Source organism: Geomonas edaphica (assembly GCF_004917075.1).
GTDB classification, from domain to species: Bacteria; Desulfobacterota; Desulfuromonadia; order Geobacterales; family Geobacteraceae; genus Geomonas; species Geomonas edaphica.
Map to the genome: position 1 here is coordinate 588288 of NZ_SSYB01000004.1, position 18608 is coordinate 606895.

At 63.2% G+C, this 18608-nt stretch carries 14 protein-coding genes and 1 pseudogene; 7 read left to right on the top strand and 8 right to left on the bottom strand.

Annotation, left to right across the window (positions count from 1 at the left end; translation table 11 throughout):
- Positions 1–10: 10 nt before the first annotated feature.
- From E8K79_RS13455 to E8K79_RS13470, 5 genes are all read right to left on the bottom strand, one after another.
- Positions 11–2461 carry a DUF3536 domain-containing protein gene (locus tag E8K79_RS13455; RefSeq protein ID WP_136515177.1) on the bottom strand — a complete coding sequence of 817 codons (2451 nt, stop codon included), beginning with the start codon at positions 2459–2461 and terminating at the stop codon, positions 11–13.
- 10 nt (positions 2462–2471) lie between these two features.
- On the bottom strand, positions 2472–4337 hold the full coding sequence (treZ, locus tag E8K79_RS13460; protein WP_136515178.1) for a malto-oligosyltrehalose trehalohydrolase: 1866 nt from the start codon (positions 4335–4337) through the stop codon (positions 2472–2474).
- 250 nt (positions 4338–4587) lie between these two features.
- Positions 4588–5028 (bottom strand): ferritin-like domain-containing protein, encoded by a 441-nt coding sequence (locus E8K79_RS13465; RefSeq protein WP_136515179.1) that lies wholly within the window; start codon positions 5026–5028, stop codon positions 4588–4590.
- A gap of 87 nt (positions 5029–5115) precedes the next feature.
- On the bottom strand, positions 5116–5283 hold the full coding sequence (locus E8K79_RS21305; protein WP_198419821.1) for a hypothetical protein: 168 nt from the start codon (positions 5281–5283) through the stop codon (positions 5116–5118).
- Positions 5284–5310: 27 nt separating this feature from the next.
- A complete protein-coding gene (locus tag E8K79_RS13470; protein WP_136515180.1) occupies positions 5311–5490 on the bottom strand; it encodes an SAP domain-containing protein in 180 nt (59 codons plus the stop codon).
- Between the two features lie 357 nt (positions 5491–5847).
- Here E8K79_RS13470 and ligD point away from each other — a divergent pair, with 357 nt between their 5' ends.
- The 3 genes from ligD (at position 5848) to E8K79_RS13480 (ending at position 9077) form a co-directional block, all read left to right on the top strand.
- Entirely contained in the window at positions 5848–8526 is a 2679-nt protein-coding gene (gene ligD / locus E8K79_RS13475) for a DNA ligase D (protein WP_136515181.1), read from the top strand.
- 71 nt (positions 8527–8597) lie between these two features.
- Positions 8598–8747, top strand: coding sequence for a hypothetical protein (locus E8K79_RS21130; protein WP_162604664.1), 150 nt, complete (start codon positions 8598–8600; stop codon positions 8745–8747).
- Positions 8748–8900: 153 nt separating this feature from the next.
- Positions 8901–9077, top strand: coding sequence for a DUF1328 family protein (locus E8K79_RS13480; protein WP_135869068.1), 177 nt, complete (start codon positions 8901–8903; stop codon positions 9075–9077).
- Positions 9078–9130: 53 nt separating this feature from the next.
- Here the strand turns inward: E8K79_RS13480 and E8K79_RS13485 are convergent, their stop codons facing one another.
- The 3 genes and pseudogenes from E8K79_RS13485 to E8K79_RS21795 all read right to left on the bottom strand — a co-directional run.
- Positions 9131–10003, bottom strand: a complete 873-nt coding sequence (locus E8K79_RS13485) for an ADP-polyphosphate phosphotransferase (RefSeq protein ID WP_136515182.1) — start codon at positions 10001–10003, stop codon at positions 9131–9133.
- Positions 10004–10122: 119 nt separating this feature from the next.
- Entirely contained in the window at positions 10123–11280 is a 1158-nt protein-coding gene (locus E8K79_RS21790; RefSeq protein ID WP_246043822.1) for a thiamine pyrophosphate-dependent enzyme, read from the bottom strand.
- A gap of 215 nt (positions 11281–11495) precedes the next feature.
- Positions 11496–11933 (bottom strand): annotated as a pseudogene (locus E8K79_RS21795) (thiamine pyrophosphate-binding protein); the annotation flags it as partial.
- A gap of 191 nt (positions 11934–12124) precedes the next feature.
- On the opposite strand from E8K79_RS21795, the gene E8K79_RS13495 reads away from it, so the two are divergent.
- Genes E8K79_RS13495 through E8K79_RS13510 form a run of 4 tightly spaced genes read left to right on the top strand, consistent with a single transcriptional unit; the run spans position 12125 to position 18511 of the window.
- A complete protein-coding gene (locus tag E8K79_RS13495; RefSeq protein ID WP_136515183.1) occupies positions 12125–15010 on the top strand; it encodes a molybdopterin-dependent oxidoreductase in 2886 nt (961 codons plus the stop codon).
- Between the two features lie 57 nt (positions 15011–15067).
- Positions 15068–16942, top strand: a complete 1875-nt coding sequence (locus E8K79_RS13500) for a quinol:electron acceptor oxidoreductase subunit ActD (RefSeq protein WP_136515184.1) — start codon at positions 15068–15070, stop codon at positions 16940–16942.
- A complete protein-coding gene (gene nrfD, locus E8K79_RS13505; protein ID WP_136515185.1) occupies positions 16929–17981 on the top strand; it encodes an NrfD/PsrC family molybdoenzyme membrane anchor subunit in 1053 nt (350 codons plus the stop codon). The genes E8K79_RS13500 and nrfD overlap by 14 nt, the downstream gene beginning before the upstream one ends.
- A complete protein-coding gene (locus tag E8K79_RS13510) occupies positions 17978–18511 on the top strand; it encodes a cytochrome c3 family protein (protein WP_136515186.1) in 534 nt (177 codons plus the stop codon). The genes nrfD and E8K79_RS13510 overlap by 4 nt, the downstream gene beginning before the upstream one ends.
- The last annotated feature ends 97 nt before the right edge of the window (positions 18512–18608 follow it).

Sequence of the window (18608 nt, forward strand, 5' to 3'; positions counted from 1 at the left end):
TCTCCCCCGTCTATCCTTGCGGCAGCACCGCTCCTGTGTTGAAGCGCAAGGTGTCCCCCAGCCTTTGGAAGGCTTCGAGCCACTGGCTCGCCCCCTCCTCGCCCTGGCCGGAGCGCTCGAGGAACTCGGGATAAACGGTCTTCGCCAGCGTGTAGTAGTCGTTCTGCATCTGCCACAGCACCAGGTTGATCGGGATCTCGTTCAGCAGATCCATGTACTTTTGCATCCTCCCGATCACCTTCACGTCGGTCGGGTCCTGAACCAACTGGGCGGAGAGCTTCTCCAGATGACGCCGCATGTAGTATTCGGTCTCTGGCTCCTCGATCCCCACTCCCCAGGTCCTGATCTGGCCTACGATGCGCCGCACCGCCTCCTCGTCGACCTCCTCCTCGCTCATGGCGTGCTTGAGCGCCTCGTTCAGCGCTGGCTGGGCCACGGCCATGAAGACGTGCGGCACCGGCACGCGGGTCTCCTTCACGAACTCCATCAAGGGGCGGACACGTTCGTACATCTCCTGGTAGCTTGCGATGCTCTCCTCGAGGTTCTGGTTGATGATCTGACCGATGATCTTGCGCTGCTCGTCGCTGAAGAGGTTCAAAAGGGAGAAGCTGTGGGTGCCGAAGTGCTTGTCCATGAGGAGCACCAGGTCCGAGTACAGCCCCTTGTCGAAGGCGGCGCTCATCTCCTCGCGCATGGCGGCGTATCCCCCCTGGTCGCAGACCTCCATCACGCCCCCCTTGAAGTCATGACTCCCGATACGCACGACGCAGAAGGTGAGACAGCTCTTCTCCTCGGTGATCTCGCTCGCGACGTGAATACGTCCCATGGCGATGACCGCGTCGGGAGTGGCGGCCTTGTGGTATTCCTCCCTCGCGATGGCGTAGCAGTAGATCTGGGAATGCTCCTCGTAATCCTCGTAGAGGGAGCTGAAGGCGTAGTGAGCACCTACCTTCATCAGGTCGAGCCGTATCGGGAGCACGAAGTTGCGGTAGATCCAGAGTCCGTCCTGATAGTCCGGTATGTTGCTCTTCGCCTCCTTAAGCCGCTCCAGAAACCCCTTCTCCACCGGCCCATCGACCACCCCCTCGGAAAGCTGCAACGCCCGGCTCGCGTAGTCGATCACCTGCACGGTCTCAAGCCCCGAGAGCTCGTCGAAGAACCAGCCGCAGCTCGTGTACATGAGCATGGCGTGCCGCTGCATCTCCAGAAGCTTAAGGGCCCGGATCTTCTCCTCCGCCGTGAGTTCGCGTAAGGCGTGTCGGGAAAGGAATTGCTCCGCCACCTCCATGCCGCGATTCAGGATCACCTCGACGTACGCGTCGCGCACCCGCCATGGGTTCTTGAAGAGTTCGCGCCCTTTCTGCTCAAACCCCTTGGCGAGGCGGTCGCGCAACCAGTCGAGAGAGGCGCGCAGCGGCTGACGCCACTGCTGGTTCCACCCCGGCATGCCGCCGGAGCAACCACAATCGCTATTCCAGCGTTCCACCCCGTGCGCGCAGCTCCAGGAGGTGCGCTCGTGGATTCTCACCTCGGTGTCCGGGGGGCAAAGCTCCAGGTATTCACCGTAGTTGGTGAGCCGCGCCAGGTTGTTGCTCTCGATGTGGTTCAGGCAGGCGGCAAGCGCCATGTCGCCGAACTTCTGGTGATGACCGTAGGTCTCGCCGTCCGTCGCGATGTGCATGAGCTGGGACCAGCCGCGCTCGTCGTTGAAACCACCGACCAGCCTGCCGGCGAGCGCCTCCCCGCTCTCTAGGAGTTTTTCGAAGGCGACGGCGCGGGAGATGGGGCCGTCGTAGAAGAAGAGGTTGATGGAGCGGCCGGATGGGAGGTTGCAGAGGTAGCAGCGGGTCGGGTCGATCTCCGCCTCGAGCCACTCCTCCTCGCCAATGGCGCGGTAGGCCGCGGCCTGGTGCGGCGCGAGGATGGTGTACTTAATCCCCTGCTCGGCGAGGATATCGAGCGTCTCGAGGTCCACTGCAGTCTCGGCGAGCCACATCCCTTCCGGGAAGCGCTGGAAGCGCTTCTCGAAGTCGGCGATGCCCCAGACGATCTGGGTCCGCTTGTCCCGCGCGTTGGCAAGCGGCATGATCATGTGGTTGTAGACCTGGGCGATGGCGGAGCCGTGACCGGAGCGCCACTCCATGCTCTGCTTGTCTGCGTCGAGGATCGCCTGGTAAATTCTCGGGGCCGCCTGCTCCATCCAGGAGAGGACGGTGGGGCCGAAGTTAAAGCTTATCTTCGCGTAGTTGCTAGAGATGTCCATGACGCGGCTGTCGCCGTCCAGAACGCGGGAGGCCGAGTTCGACGCGTAACACTCGGCGGTGATGCGCTCGTTCCAGTCATGATATGGGGAAGCTGAATCTTGTATCTCCACAGCCTCGAGCCACGGGTTCTCCCTGGGAGGCTGGTAGAAGTGACCGTGGATGCACACGTAACGCTGGGTATCGTTCTCCTGTGCCATGACTTCCTCCTCAAAGCTTCGCGCTGTACACGACAACGCTGAAGGGGTTGATCCTCACTGTCTCCTGATGTCCTCCGTTACCCGCCTCTATCCTTTCCGGTGCTTCCTCACCCGGGCCGCGCCACTCTGCGGCCGAGGAATCGAGCACCCGCTCCCAGCTCCCCCGGGGAAGGGCAAGCGGGACCTCCTGCTGGATGTTGCTGAAGCTGAACAGGCAGATGGCTGCCTCCCCGTCAGCCCATCTCCTCAAAAAGAGCACCTTCTGTTCCGGCAGCCCGGAAACCTCCATGGCGTCGCGCTGGAAGACCCGCAGGGCGGGCAGCGAGCCGCGCAGTGAAAAGAGCTTCTTGTAGAAGGCAAGGATGACCGCCTGCTCCCCTTCTTTCTGAGTCGCAACGCTCACCTTCGACTCCTGGAAGGTCTCCTCCGCCGCCGGGTCAGGGATCTCCCCCTCACAGACGCCGGAGGCGTGCTCCTCGTGTTTCCCTTTGCGCACCATGTCGACCAGCTCCGGATCGCCGTGGTCGATGAAATAGTGGAACGGCGCACGCTCGCCGTACTCCTCCCCCATGAAGAGAAGCGGCAGGTAAGGGGAAAGGATGACGGCCGAGGCGGCAAGGAGAAGCTGGTTGAGGGGAAGGGTGGCGCTCAGCCGGTCCCCGCATTTGCGGTTGCCGACCTGGTCGTGGTTCTGGGAAAAGACGACGAACTGGAAGCCGGGGTGCCTCTCCGTCGGACCGCCGTGACGCCGCCTGCGGTAGCGGGAATACTCACCGGTATAGACGAAGGCTTCACTGAAAGCCTTCTGCAACTGCGCGAACTGGCCGAAGTCTTCGTAGTAGCCGGTGGTCTCTCCGGTCAGCAGCGCGCGCAGGGCGTGGTGGAAGTTGTCGCACCACTGGGCGTCGAGGCCGAAGCCGCATTTCTCGGGGGAGTTGATCAGGCGGACGTCGTTGGTGTCGTTCTCGGCGAAAAGGTAGATCCCGCGCCCAAGGCGCTCCCGCTGCCGATGCACCTCGTCGGCCAGGCGCCTTAAAAGTGGCTTGGGGGTTTGGTCGAAGATCCAGTCCACCGCGTCCAGGCGCAGCCCGTCGAAGTGGAACTCGTTGATCCAGTAACCTGCGTTGGAGAGGAAATAGTCCAGCACGGGATCGCTGTCGGCCCCGTCGAGGTTCACGGCACGCCCCCACGGAGTGCGGTACTTTTCGGTGAAATAGGGACCGAACTCGTCGAGGTAGCACCCCTCCGGTCCGAAGTGGTTGTAGACCACGTCCAGCAGGACGGCAAGCCCCTTTTTATGGCAGGCGTTCACGAGCCGCCTGAGGCCGTCCGGACCGCCGTAGCTGTGTTGGGGGGCGAAGTGGTACACCCCGTCGTACCCCCAGTTGCGACTTCCCGGGCACTGGGAGACCGGCATGAGCTCTATTGCGGAGACACCCAGTTCCACCAGGTAGTCGAGGTGTTCGATGACCGCCTCGAAGGTTCCCTCCCTGGTGAAGGTGCCGACGTGGATCTCGTAGATCCGGTACTCTTCCAGCGGGATACCCTGCCACCCCTCATCCATCCAGTGGAAGAGCCCCGGGTCCACCACCTGGGAAGGCTCATGCACCCCGTTGGGCTGATATCGGGAGAACGGGTCCGGATAGGTCTTTCCCGATTCCAGCTGAAAAAGGTAACGGTCACCGTCCATCGCGCCCGGCACGGTAACCGAGTGATACCCCTTTCCCTCAGGCTGCATCGGCACCGTCCCCGCCGCCTTGCCTGACAGGATCAGGACGCTCGCCGCCTTCGACTTCGGGGCCCAGACCCGGAACTGAACGCCACCTTCTTCCAGGACCGTGGCACCTGATTCCATCCGCCAACCGCTTGCAACCATACGCCACCTCCCGGCCCCGTGACGTCACCGCCACGGGCCTTACGCATCGGCGCAAAACCTCATCAACGATACATGAGAGCCCACCCGTGTCAACACGCCCAAAAGACGCGGTTCCGCGGAGGGTAAGGCCGCTAACATTTCGTTTTTCATTAACAAAAGGGAGCCCGAATCCTGCCGGACCCGGACTCCCTTTTGATCGGTCAACCGCGCGGGCTTAAAACCGCACCTGCCTTTATCTACCTGCCCGGATTTACTTGTGCACCGTCGGGAGAGCCTCGCGGATGAAGGAGAGATGGCGCTGTTCATCGGCGTAGTTGGCCCGCACGATTGCGGAAATATCGACGGGAAGATCCAGTTTCGACGCCTCCTCATAGCGGCTTGTCGTGAGCCGCTCGTTGCTCTCCATCGCCTCAAGGGCACCCTTCGTCCCGGTCAGGCTCCTGAGAGCGGTGAAGCCGGAAATCAGGAAGCCCTTGAAGTCCGAACTGAGTTCCGGCGGCGTCCCTCCCAGTTCCAGCATCTTAGCCGAGAGAAGATCGATGTGCTTTCTGTGGTCAGCCTGGAACTGGATCAGCTTGTCCTTGATGATCGGCTCGTTAACGTTCTTGATCGCCTGATCATAGGCATGGGTTGCGTCGACGTCGAGCTGGATCAGTTTTTCCAATTGGTCGAGAATGTCGTCCCTGTTCATGCTGTTACCTCCGGATAGATTTTGGTTGTCCGCACTGTTTTCCCTCCTGCAGGCAGCATGAAGCGCCGATAGCATGGACTGCAGCTCCTACTCCTCCCTCATCTTTTCGCGCAGGACCCAATCGTGCCCCGTCGATTTGCTGTGGTTTTCACCTGCCTCGCGGGCCATTTCCCTGCTCTCCAGCCAGTCGGTTATCGCGCCGCAGCCGTCCTTGCACTCAGGGAGGTAGCGGTACTTGGTGTAGTCGAAGTCCATGGAGCCTCCTCCTTTACGGTCCCGGCGTCAGTTGCAGTCTTCGGCCCATAGACATCCCTGCTGGCCGCACTGCCCCGACTGCCCCGAATCGAAACACGCGATATTCCCTTCTATACTTTGGATTAGGCGGATCAGTTCGCCCTTTTTCAGCTTGCCGCAGGGGATCTCCATACGTTGTGCTATTTCCTTGATCTGCTGGACCTTCATCTTGCTTCTCCTTTCTGCGCCCCGGTGGGCGCCCCTTCCTAAAAATTGGCAACGCCTAATAATCTAGCCACCGCGCTCTCGTTGTCAAAGGCTCGCTGCAGAAATCTCAAAGAAAATAGCGCTCCGGCTCCCCTTGACGCCTGCGCGCGCAGCGGTTCGGCGAAGGCTGGAGGGGGCGGGTGGGTGAAGCCAGAGTACGGAATTGATCGCATCTTCCCCCACACCCGTACCCCCTCCCGCGAGGGGAGGGCGACAATCGCAGCCTCATCTAAGCGAAACGACTCGGAGTACCCTCGTCAACGCGAGCCCGTCGTTTTCGCTGTGATAGACTCATGTGCAGCAAAGGGAGGTGTTCTCATGGGGCTGGAGGAATATCATCGCAAGCGAGATCTGGCAAAGACACCGGAACCTGCTGGACAAGGGGGCAAGGCCGCAAGCGCGCTGCGCTTCGTGATCCACAAGCACTCGGCCTCGCATCTACACTACGATTTCCGCCTTGAGATTGATGGGGTGCTGAAAAGTTGGGCGATCCCGAAGGGGCCATCCCTCGACCCGTCGGTGAAACGGCTCGCCATGATGGTAGAGGACCACCCTTACGAATACGGCGATTTCGAAGGTGTCATCCCGAAGGGTAATTACGGCGCAGGTGAGGTGATCATCTGGGATACCGGGACCTTCCACGCCACCGCCTCCGAGGAGCGGGAGCGGAGCCTCGAGCTTCTGCGGGAGGGGCTGCGGAAAGGGGACCTGAAATTCATCCTGCGCGGCGAGAAGGTGAGCGGTGAGTTTGCCCTGGTGCGGATCAAGGGAGAGAAGGGGAACTCCTGGCTGTTGATCAAGAAAAACGACCGCTTCGCAAGCACTGAAGATGTGACTCTGCAAGACCGCTCCGTGGTGAGCAACGCGACCATCGAGGACCTTCGCGCCGGAAGGGTGTCCGCGCGCCGCGCCGGCAGCTTTGAGGCGTCCCGGGCTCCGGCGGCTCAGTCCGACCAGTCCGACCAGTCCGACCAGTCAGACCGCTCTGAGAGGGCCGGCGCCGCCACCCACGCCGAAATGCCCCACCACATCTCGCCCATGCTTGCCACCTCGGCTGCCGAGCCCTTCGATGACCCGGACTGGCTCTTCGAAATCAAGCTGGACGGCTACCGCACCATCGCCGAAATCTCCGGTGCGGACGTGCTCCTCTACTCCCGCAACAACCTCTCCTTCAATCGCAAATTCCCCTCCCTGGTGCGCTCCCTTGCCGCCCTTAACCTTCACGCCGTCCTGGACGGCGAGGTGGTTGTCCTGGACGAAAGCGGCCGGTCCTCTTTCCAGCTGCTGCAGAACTACCAGCGTACCGGGCGCGGCAACATCTGCTACTTCCCCTTCGATCTCCTGTACCTGAACGGGGAAAACCTGCGTAGCCGGCCGCTTCTCGCCCGCAAGGAGAGACTGCGCACCCTGCTCCCCGACCTCCCTGACATCCGCTACAGCGACCATGTCATGGAGTACGGCAGGGAGTTCTTCGACCTCGCGCGCCGCAACAACCTGGAAGGAATCCTCGCCAAGCGGGCGACGAGCACCTACCAGACCGGCCGCAGAAGCAGGGACTGGCTGAAGATCAAGATCCGCATGCAGCAGGAGGCGGTCATCTGCGGCTTCACCGAGCCGCGCCGCAGCAGGAAAGGCTTTGGTTCGCTGGTGCTAGGCGTCTACGAAGACGAACGGCTCGTCTGCATCGGCTTTGCGGGCGGCGGGTTCGACGACGCGGGGCTAAAGGAGATGCACGACATGCTGCAACCGTTGGTGCAGGCGAAGTCCCCCTTCGAGTCGCCGGTGAAATCAGACATGCCCATTACCTGGGTCAGGCCGGAGTTGGTCTGCGAAGTGGAATTTTCCGAGTGGACCGAAGAGAACGTGATGCGCCAGCCGATCTTCCTAGGCCTTCGGGAGGACAAGGACCCGAGGAGCGTGATGCGTGAACTGGTCCGCTCCGCGCTTGTACCTCCGCCTGTCGCGGAACCGGAGCCCCCAGCTACGCCGTTGACGGTCGTGCCTACCACCTCCAACTCGGAAGACGTTCCCGCCTCAGCGCAGAGCCGCCCCACCAGCTCGCACAGAAAGGAGCGCTCCGCCATTAACGGCCGGAACGAGACCCTGGTTCTCGACGGGCATCGCATCGAGCTCACCAACCTCGACAAGGTGTTCTGGCCGCAAGAGGGGTACACCAAGGGGGACGTGGTCGCCTATTACCGGACCGTGGCCCACGCCATGCTACCGCACCTCGTCGACCGCCCCGAGTCGCTGTACCGCACCCCTCATGGCATCGCGGAACCCGGCTTCTTCCAGAAGGAGACCGGAGATCTTCCCCCCTCCTGGATAGCCACCCGCGAGATTTACTCGAAGCACGTCGATAAGAGCATCAAGTTCCTCATCTGCCAGGACGAGGCAACCCTCATCTACATGGCGAACCTCGGCTGCATCGAGATCAACCCATGGCTTTCGCGCCTGCAGCAGCTCGACTATCCCGACTATTTCGTCATCGACCTTGACCCGGAAGACATCCCCTTCGCCAAGGTCATCGACGCGGCGCTCGCGGTGCGGGAGGTGCTGGAAAAGGCGGGCGCCGCAAGCTTCCCCAAAACCTCCGGCGCCACTGGGATCCATATCTACGTCCCCCTCGGCGGAAAGTACGACTACGACACCGCGGGCGGCTTCGCGAAGATCGTGGCGACACTGGCGCATCACAAGGTTCCCGAGTTCACCAGCCTTGTGCGCAGCCCCAAACTGCGCCAGAAACGGGTCTATCTCGACTTCCTCCAGAATAAGCCGGGGCAAACGCTCGCCGCCCCTTACAGCATCCGTCCCCGTCCGGGCGCACCTGTCTCCACGCCCCTCAAGTGGGAGGAGGTTAAGCCGGGGCTCGACCCCGTTCAGTTCACCATCCGGACCATGCCGGGGCGCCTGGAGCGGATGGGCGACCTCTTCGCCGGCGTGCTCGGCCCCGGCATCGATCTGGAGCGGTGTATCGAAAACCTGGAAGGGGGATGACCGGTTGCGGGCGGTGCGACAACGGCTATAATCGGGCTTGGTTAAAATCATCCAACAAAGGAGGAAGGGCCATGAAAGTGGAAGAGGGTGATGTCCTGATCTGCAGCACGGAAGATTGCGAGGTTGAACTGACCGTCACACGGGCCTGCAAGTCAAAGACCTGCGGTGCCGCATGCGAGATCGAAGCGACCTGCTGCGACGAGCCGATGGAGCTCAAGTAGAGACGGGGCCGGCCCTAAATGGGTCGGCCCTTTACTTGCCTGCTGCGACTTTTCCGTCTCCGATTATTAAAAAAAGACAAGCTATTAAACCCGAAATCTCCCATGATACACTTTATTCAAGGAAGCTAATGAACCATGGGGAGGTGAAAGGTCATGCTACGTTGGGCAGTGATATTCTTCATCATCTCGATCATCGCTGCGGTGTTCGGCTTCGGTGGAATAGCCACAGCAGCGGCCGGCATCGCGAAACTGCTCTTCTACCTGTTCCTGGTGATCGCCGTAGTGATGCTCGTGGCAGCTCTCTTGGCTGGCCGCGGCATTACTCGATGACACAGCACGAGGTACGACCTTCAATCGAGGCGGCGCAAGCCGCCTCTTCGGTGTCAACTTTTTGCCAGTTCCTGACGAATCCTCTGCAACTCTTCCCGTCTTTCCTCGGACACTTCCGGATATTTCATCTTCAGTCCCTCCAAAAGGTCCAGCAGCACCTGCGCCACGATGAGCCTCGCGTTCTTCTTGTCATCCGCCGGGACGACATACCATGGTGACTCCTTGGTGCTGGTCGCGTTCAGGCACTCCTCGTAGGCATCCATGTAACGCTTCCAGAGCTTGCGCTCCTCGACGTCTCCGCGGTCGAACTTCCAGTTCTTCTCCGGATTGTCGATCCGTTCCAGGAACCGCTTGCGCTGCTCCTCCTTTGAGACGTGGAGGAAGAACTTCACGATGCGTGTACCGTTGCGGGTAAGATGCGCTTCCAAATCCGCCATGGACCTGAAACGGTCACGCCAGATCCCCTTCCTGGCAGCCAGGGCGTCAGGCAGGTTTTCGCCGGCCAGGATCTCCGGGTGCACGCGGACGATCAGCACCTCCTCGTAGTAGGAGCGGTTGAAGATGCCGATGCGTCCGCGCTCCGGCAGACGCCTCATGCTGCGCCAGAGAAAATCGTGGTCGAGCTCTTCCGCGCTCGGGTGCTTGAACGAGTAGACCTCGCATCCCTGGGGGTTGATCCCCGAGAGGACGTGCTTGATCATGCTGTCCTTCCCCGCCGCGTCCATCGCCTGGAAGATGAGCAGGATCGACCAGCTGTTATTCGCGTAGAGGAGCCCCTGCAGGGCGCTCATGCGCTCGATCTGCTCGTTCAGAAGCTCGCGGTACTCCTCCTTGGAGCGGTAGAAAGGATCTACCAAGGTGGGGGACTTGGTCAGCTTCACCTGGTCTTTCGGCTTCACCCGGAACTGCTCGGTCGAAATTTTCATGCGCCCCTCCTCGTCGGTTGCGACAGTTTGAGGCTAGCGCACTTTCCCCGGTTTTCAATGAGAGCGAACCGGCGGGAGGCTCATTGGGCCGCAGGTCGCCCCTTCAGCCCCCCCCTCATCTACGACTTCTCGTTTCTCACGAGGAGCTTGGACATCATCTGCTTGGCGGACTGGCTCATGATGCCGCCGAGGTTCGGATCCCCTTTGAAGAGCGAGGCGACGAATCCCTTTGCCTGGTCGAAGGTGATGTGCGGTGGCAGGGGGGGGACGTCCGGGTCGCACATGGCATCGATCACCACCGGCCGCTTCGCTCGCAGTGCGGTCTTCCACGCCTCACGCACCTGCCCCGGGTCCTCAAGCCTGATTCCGTCGAGGCCAAGCATCTCGGCGTAACCGGCGTACGGGAAGCGCGGAATATCCTGGGAGGCCGCGAACTTGGCGTCGCCGTTCATCACCCGCTGTTCCCAGGTCACCTGGTTCAAGTCCCCGTTGTTCAGCACCAGGATCACAAGGTTCGGGTTGCTCCATTGCTTCCAGTACTTGGCGATGTTCACCAACCCGTTGATCCCCTGCATCTGCATGGCCCCGTCGCCGACCATGGCGATCACGGGACGATCCGGATAGTTCATCTTCGCGGCGACCGCGTAGGGAACCCCGGGGCACATGGTGGCGAGCCCTCCGGAGAGCGAGGCCATCATGCCGCGGCGCAGCTTTAAATCGCGGGCGTACCAGTTCGCCGCCGAGCCGGAATCGCAGGTCAGGATGACCTGGTCCGGCAGCTGTGCCGAGAGCTCCCAGAAGAGGAGTTGCGGGTTGATCGGGTTCGCTGCGAGCTTCGCCCGCGCTTCAAGCACCTCCCACCACTCCGCCACGTCCTTCTCGATCCCCTCACGCCACGACCGGTCCTGCTTCTGCTCCAGAAGCGGGATCAGCGCCCGCAGGGTGAGCCTCGCGTCCCCCTGCAGGTTGACCTCCATCGGGTAGCGCAGTCCGAGCATCCTCGGGCTGATATCGATCTGCACCCCGCGCGCCTGCCCCTCCTTGGGAAGAAACTCGGCGTAGGGAAAGCCGCTGCCGACCATGAGCAGGGTGTCGCACTCCTTCATCATTTCCCAGCTTGGCTTCGTGCCTAGAAGACCAATGGAGCCGGTCACGTAAGGGAGATCGTCCGGGAGGACCGCCTTGCCGAGGAGTGCCTTGGCGACACCGGCACCCAATTTCTCCGCCGCGACGGAGACCTCCTCCCCGGCACCGAGGGCACCGGCACCGACCAGCATCGCCACCTTCTTTCCCGCGTTAAGGACTGCCGCCGCCCGCTGCAGCTCGTCGCGTGGCGGGAGCACCTCCGGCCGTGAAAGCCGAGCCCGGTGAAGGTCGAGCCGTGCTTGCGGACCGGCGCGGCTACCTCATCCTCCTCCTGGATGTCACTGGGAAGGATGACGCAGGTGACGGTGCGCTCGGCGAGGGCGATCCGTATGGCACGGTCCACCAGTTGCCGGACCTGTGCAGCACTGGTTGCCATGTGCACGTAGTGATGGGCCACATCCTTGAAAAGCGAGAGGAGGTCCACTTCCTGCTGGTAGTCCGCCCCCATGACCGTGGTTGCCTGCTGCCCCACGATCGCCACTACGGGCTGGTGGTCGAGCTTCGCATCGTAAAGACCGTTCAACAGGTGTATGGCGCCCGGCCCGGAGGTGGCAATGCAGACGCCGACTTCGCCGGTGAACTTCGCGTGGGCGCACGCCATGAAGGCAGCCTCCTCCTCGTGGCGCGTCTGTATGAACGAGACCTTCTCCTGTTCCCGGTTCAGGGCACCCATCACCCCGTTGATGCCGTCCCCGGGGTAGCCGTACACCCTGCGCACCCCCCAGTCGTAGAGACGCTGCACCAGGTAATCGCTGGCTGTTGCCATGAGACCTCCCTTGTTCATTAGATTGATTGCTTCTAATTTTTCCTCCAACAGTCTAGAGAGGGGCGCCTCATTGTCAACCTCGGCGGGCCGTTGCGGGACTTTCAGTGCGTCCCTTGACAACCGACTTCGCCTTGATAAAAAAGGTTAATCTTTTTTCATCTTTCTTCTCATTGATTCTGGGCTTTGAAAACGCGGCGCGAGGGATAGCGATGTTCGAGATTTCCAGACGCACCTTCTTGTGGATCACGGGTGGCAGCAGCATCGCCCTGGCGACCGATCCCCCGCGCAAGCTGGTCAACAAGCTTATCCCCAAGGTGATCCCACCGGAGGAGATCCGCCCCGGACAATGGACCTTTTACGCCACGACCTGCCGCGAATGCCCGGCCGGGTGCGGCATGCACGTCGCCCACCGGGACGGTCGCGTGACGAAGGCGGAAGGAAACCCGGAACACCCGATAAACCGCGGCGGGCTCTGCGCGCGCGGGCAGTCCTCCCTGCAGGGGCTCTACGACCCGGACCGCGTGGTCCGCGTGCTACAACGCGCAGGCGACGGCAAGACCGGACGGAAGAGCTGGGACGAGGCGCTCGACGCCATCTCCTCCCGCCTTCGCTCGGGGGGGAAGGTGGCCATCCTCTCCAGCCTGCAGACCGGGGCCCTCGCCGACCTCATGAAACGTTTCGCCGCAGCCTTCGGCTCGAACCGGCTCCTCTTCTACGAGGCGTTCAATTACGAGGCGCAGCGCGCCGCGCACCAGCGCGTTTTCGGCCTCCCCGTCATACCCCGCTACGATCTGGAAAACAGCGACTTCATCCTGAGCTTCGCTGCCGATTTCCTGGAGACCTGGGTCTCTCCGGTTTCCTACGCGCGCCAGTTTGCGGCGATGCACGGGTACCGGGACGGAGCCCCCCCGAACCGGATGGCATACGTGGGACCGCGCCTGTCCATGACCGCGAGCAACGCGGACCACTTCTTCCAGGTGGCGCCGGGAGAGCTACGGCTTGTGGCGGCTGCGCTTTTGAAAATCATCATGGACCGCGGCTGGCAACGAAATGACGTCTCATCGGTGCGACCGGCGCTCGAGACCCTCATCGCCTCCTTCCCCCCGCCGGCCGTCGACCAGGGGAGCCTGGTGGCCCTGGCGCAGGCCTTCAGCCACGCGCGCCGCCCGGTGGCGCTGGCCGGACCCGGGGCGGCGAGCGGTCCGGCGGCGACCGACGCGGCCCTTTGCGTCGCGCTCCTGAACTACGCCGCTGGCGCAGTCGGCACCACGGTCGACTTCTCCCGCCCCCATGCCCTGAGCGACAGCGCGCGCGACCACGAGCTCGACCTCTTCTTCGCCTCGCTCGGGCCGCAGGACGTACTCTTCGTGCTCGACACGAACCCGGCCTACAGCAAAAGCGGGGCGGCTGCGCAGATCGGCAGGGCGGGGACCGTGGTGTACTTGGGGTCGCTCATGGATGAAACGGCCTCCCTCGCGCACTGGGTCCTGCCCATCGACACGCCTCTGGAGTCCTGGGGGGAGTACCAGCCGGAACCGGGGATAACGGGACTCACGCAGCCGACCATGGGGCGCCTTCACGACACCCTCGGTGCGGGTGATGTTTTCCTGACCCTGGCGCGAAAGGCTGGACGCCCGCTCGTCACGGAGCGCGGATCGGGTCCTCAGGATTTCCGGGGATGGCTAAGGGAAAGGTGGAACGGGAGCGAGCAGAACTGGAATGCGGCGCTGGGGCAGGGAGGCGCGTGGCAGACGGCAGCGTCCGGTTCCGGCATGACGCCTTCGCTGCATGCCGAGGGCGTCACCTTCGCCGCGCGACCGGCCGCCGTTCCGGTCCGCCCCGATGAAGCGGAACTTTGGCCATGGCCCTCCATCATGCTCTTCGACGGCAGGCTCGCGAACCGCGGGTGGCTGCAGGAGGCGCCCGACCCGGTGAGCTTCTTCGTCTGGGGGAACTGGATCGACCTCCACCCACGGAAGGCGGCGGCGCTGAAGATCGACGACGGCGACCAGGTGCGGCTCACCACCGCCTCCGGTTCGCTGCGCGCGACGGTACGCATCACCACAGAGGTGAGCGAGCACGCCGTGGCGGTCGGCCTGGGACAGGGGCATGCGGCACTCGGCAGGAACGCGCGCGGAGTGGGGGCGAACGCCTTCGTGCTCCTCGGCGGGCAGCAAAGCGGCTACTTCACCACCTGCCGCATCAGCCGGGTGACCGGAGATGCCCTCCCCCCGATCCGCACCTCGATAGAGAGGAAACAACTGCACCGCGACGTGGTCCAGTCGGTGCGTTTCTCCGTGCTGCGCACCATGAAGCCCGGTGATGGGGACCGCCTGCATCTCCCGCTCCCCGAGGATTACCGCCCGGAGCGGGACATGTACCCGCCGCACCAGCACAACAAACACCGCTGGGGGATGGTCATCGACCTGCAGCGCTGCATCGGCTGCGGCGCCTGCACCGTCGCCTGCTATGCCGAAAACAACATCCCTGTGGTGGGGAGGGAACTCGTCGCGGACGGGCGCGAGATGGCGTGGCTCAGGGTCGCCCCTTACCGGGTGCCGGAGCAGCCGTGGCGCTACGCCTGGTTGCCGCTTTTGTGCCAGCACTGCGACGCCGCCCCCTGCGAACCGGTCTGTCCGGTGTTCGCGGCGGTGCACAACGAGGAGGGTCTGAACGCCCAGATCTACAACCGCTGCATCGGTACGCGGTACTGTTCCAACAACTGCCCCTACAAGGTGCGCCGCTTCAACTGGGTGAACATCGAGTGGAGAAAGCCCCTCGACCTGCAGTTGAACCCGGAGGTGACGGTGCGCCAGCGCGGCGTCATGGAGAAGTGCACCTTCTGCGTGCAGCGCATCCGGCAGGCCGAGTACCAGGCCGCGCGCGAGGGGCGGCCGGTCCGGGACGGCGAGATCGTCCCCGCCTGCGCGCAGACCTGTCCCGCCGGGGTGTTCACCTTCGGGGACCTCATGGACCCGAACGCCGCGGTGACGCGGCTCACCCGCACCGATCCGCGCCGCTACCACCTGTTGCACGAGCTGCACACGAAGCCGGCGATGACCTTTCTTAGAAGAGTGGAGAACGACCTGGTCTGACTTCGGACCAGTCGGACTAGTCGACCGGTCTGACAGGTCCGACAATGGAGAACGCCTTTGCCTGAACAGAGCTACGGACAAATCAACGACGACGCCCTCAACCCAATGGGGAAACCCGGCCTCGCGTACCTCCTCGCCATCGTGATGCTGGCGGGGCTCGCGGGACTCGGGGCGCTCTGCCTCATGTACCAGACCCAGGCGGGCATGGGGGTGACCGGGCTGAACCGCCCCGTGGGATGGGCGGTCTACATCACCAACTTCGTCTTCTGGGTCGGGATCGCCCACTCGGGCACCCTCATCTCCGCCATTCTCTACCTGATGCGCGCCAAGTGGCGCGACGCCGTCTCCCGATCGGCCGAGGCGATGACCATCTTCGCCGTCATGACCGCCGGGCTCTTCCCGCTCATCCACCTCGGACGCCTCTGGGCCGCCTACTACATCGTCCCCTACCCCTCACAGCGCGAGCTCTGGCCGAACTTCGTGAGCCCCCTCGTGTGGGACGTCCTCGCCGTCACCACCTATCTCACCGTGAGCCTCATCTTCTGGTACATCGGCCTCGTCCCCGACCTCGCGGCGGCACGGGACCGCTACCTCGCGGAACTCGGCCCGGAGCACCTGAAGAGCAGGATCTACCGCGCCCTGGCGCTCGGATGGTCCGGCTCGGGAACGCAGTGGCATCACTACGGCCGCTCCTACCTCTTCTTCGCCGCTCTCGCCACGCCGCTCGTGGTCTCGGTGCACTCGGTGGTTTCCTGGGACTTCGCCATGAGCCTGCTCCCCGGCTGGCACAGCGCCATCTTCCCCCCCTACTTCGTCGCGGGCGCCATCCACTCCGGCCTCGCCATGGTGCTCACCCTGATGATCCCGATGCGAAAGCTTTTGCACCTCGAGCGCCTGGTGCAGATGCACCACTTCGAGATGCTCGCGAAGACCATCATCCTGACCGCCACCATCGTCGGTTATGCCTACGCCGTGGAAGCGTTCATCGCCTGGTACTCGGGGGACGTCATCGAGTGGCAAAATCACAAATGGCGCGTGTTCGGCCCGGTGGCCTGGATGTATTGGCTCTGTGTCGTGTGCAACGTGCTGATCCCCTGGCTCTTCGTGTTCCGGCGCATGCGCACGAGGACCCTCCCCCTCCTGGTGATCTCGCTTTTCGTGAACCTGGGGATGTGGTTCGAAAGGCTCATGATCATCTACACCTCGCAGGCGCACGACTTCCTGCCGCACAACTTCGGACGCTACCTCCCCACCTGGGTGGAATTGACCATCACCGCCGGCTCTTTCGGCTTCTTCCTACTCTTCTTCTTCGGCTTCACGAAGCTCCTCCCCACCGTCCCGCTCAGCGAACTGAAGGGGCACCTGGCCGAAAAAGAAGTGGTGCCAACCGAGGCGTGCAGCCACCGCGTCCGTCCGAGACTGCCGCAACATCGCCCCTCCGTGCTCGCCGTCTTCTCCAACGCTGGACGCCTGTTGCAGGCGGCCAAAGGATGCTGTGACGGCGGCTTCAAGGTGATGGAGACCTTTTCGCCGGTGAAGATCGAGGAACTTTCCGAGGTCCTGAAACACGCGAAGAGCCCGGTGCGCTGGTTCACCCTGGCAGGAGCACTCGCGGGGCTTTCCGGCGGTTTCTGGCTCGCCGCCGGGACCGCACTGGTGAACCGCCTCGTCGTCGGCGGGAAGCCCCCGGTCTCTTGGGTTCCCTTCTGCGTAGTCGGTTTCGAGGGAACCATCCTGCTCGGCAGCCTCGCGAACCTCGCTGGGCTCGTGCTTTTCGCCCGCCTGTTCCGGCTCGAGCCGCACCCCTTTTACGACCCGCGCTTCTCGCGCGACAAGTTCGGCCTGCTGATCTCCTGCGGCGCCGATGAGTATGAACGCCTGAAGGAGCAACTGGCGCCCGCCCATCCGGAGGAACTCCATGTCCACCAGTGACGGCACGTCGACGAAATCCTGGCTCGTGCTCTGGTTGGTGCTCGCCGTCGCCGGGTGCTCCCTCTGGCTCTACCTGCTGAACGGTGCAGATCAAGCACGCGTCTGGCGTGCGCTTCTCGTCAACTTCCTCTTCTTCACCCCGCTTTCCGCGGGACTCGTCGTCTGGCCCGCCATCGTCTCGACCTGCAAGGGGAAATGGCACCACCCGGTGGAGCGGCTGGCGAACTCAGCGATCGCCTTCGCCCTTCCCTCGCTCGTAACGCTCCTCATCCTTTGGTGGGGGAGCGCGCGCTGGTCCCCCTGGAACGGCGTCAACCACCACCAGGGGGCTTGGCTCCACCCCGGTTTCCTCTTCGGGCGCGATTGGGCCGTCCTCCTATTCTTCTGGGGGCTCGCCCTGTACCACCTGCGGCTTATGCGAAAGGGGGAAGGTGCGCGCTCCGCCGCGGTTCTCGTGTTGGTTTACTGCCTCGCCTTCTCCCTCATCGGCTTCGACCTCATCATGGCCCTCGATCCCCTCTGGCACAGCAACCTGGCCGGCGGCTACTTCTTCATGTCCGGGCTCTACGGCGCCATGACCTGCTGGGCGCTCTTGTCCGTATGGCATCCCGAGGCGGGGCCGGACCAGCTCCACGACCTGGGAAAACTGACCGTCGCCTTCAGCCTCATGACCACTTACCTCATGTACTCGCACCTCCTCCCTTACTGGTACGAGAACCTGCCGCGCGAGATCAGGTTCCTGGTGCCGCGCATGCACATGCCGCAGTGGCGCCCCTTGAGCTTCTTCCTCGTGGGGCTCGTGTACTTCGGGCCGCTCGTGCTTCTCCTCCCGATCCGTCCCAAGCGCAGCCGCGGCTTGCTCGGGACGGTCGCCTTTCTCGTCCTGTGCGGCCTTTGGCTTGAGCGCTGGTGGCTGGTGGCCCCGACGTTCGCCCCGGTGGCGCACCTGGGCCTCGCCGAACTCTCCCTGGCCGCCGGTTTCACAGGTATCCTCGGCCTCGGCATGCTCGGCGCGCGCAAGAGCGGAGGTACCCCGTGAGCGGGCCGGAGAAAAAGGGGGTGCCGCGCTGGGCGTCTTATGCCGCCGCTACCGCGATCCTGGCTTCGGCGCTGGCCGCTCTCGTCTACCTGAACAGGCTCTACCCGGTGGGGCTCGGCCCGCGCCAGCCCATCCCGTTCAGTCACCGGGTGCATGCCGGGATCAAGCAGATCAGCTGCTTTATGTGCCACGACTCCGCCACGCGCTCCTCCCGGGCCGGGGTCCCGCCGCTGGAGACCTGCCTTTTGTGCCACGCCCGCATCATCCGCAACTACCCGTGGATCGCGCGGCTCAGGGGGCACGTGGCGCAGAACCGGCCGGTGGTCTGGGAGAGGGTGAACTGGCTTCCCGAGTTCGTCTATTTCGACCATTCCATGCATCTCATGCGCGGCGTGGACTGCGGCCACTGTCACGGCGACGTGCGGCAGATGGACCGGGTGGCGAAAGCGCGCAAGTTCGAGATGGGTTTCTGCATCCGGTGCCACAAGAAAAACAGGGTCACCCACGACTGCTTCGCCTGCCACAGGTAAACTCCTCCCCCGGAGGGGGGAGGGAGGGAGGAAAGCGCTGGCGCCCCCTTCCCCCTCCCCAGCCCTCCCCCACCGGGGGAGGGAGATAACATCTAGG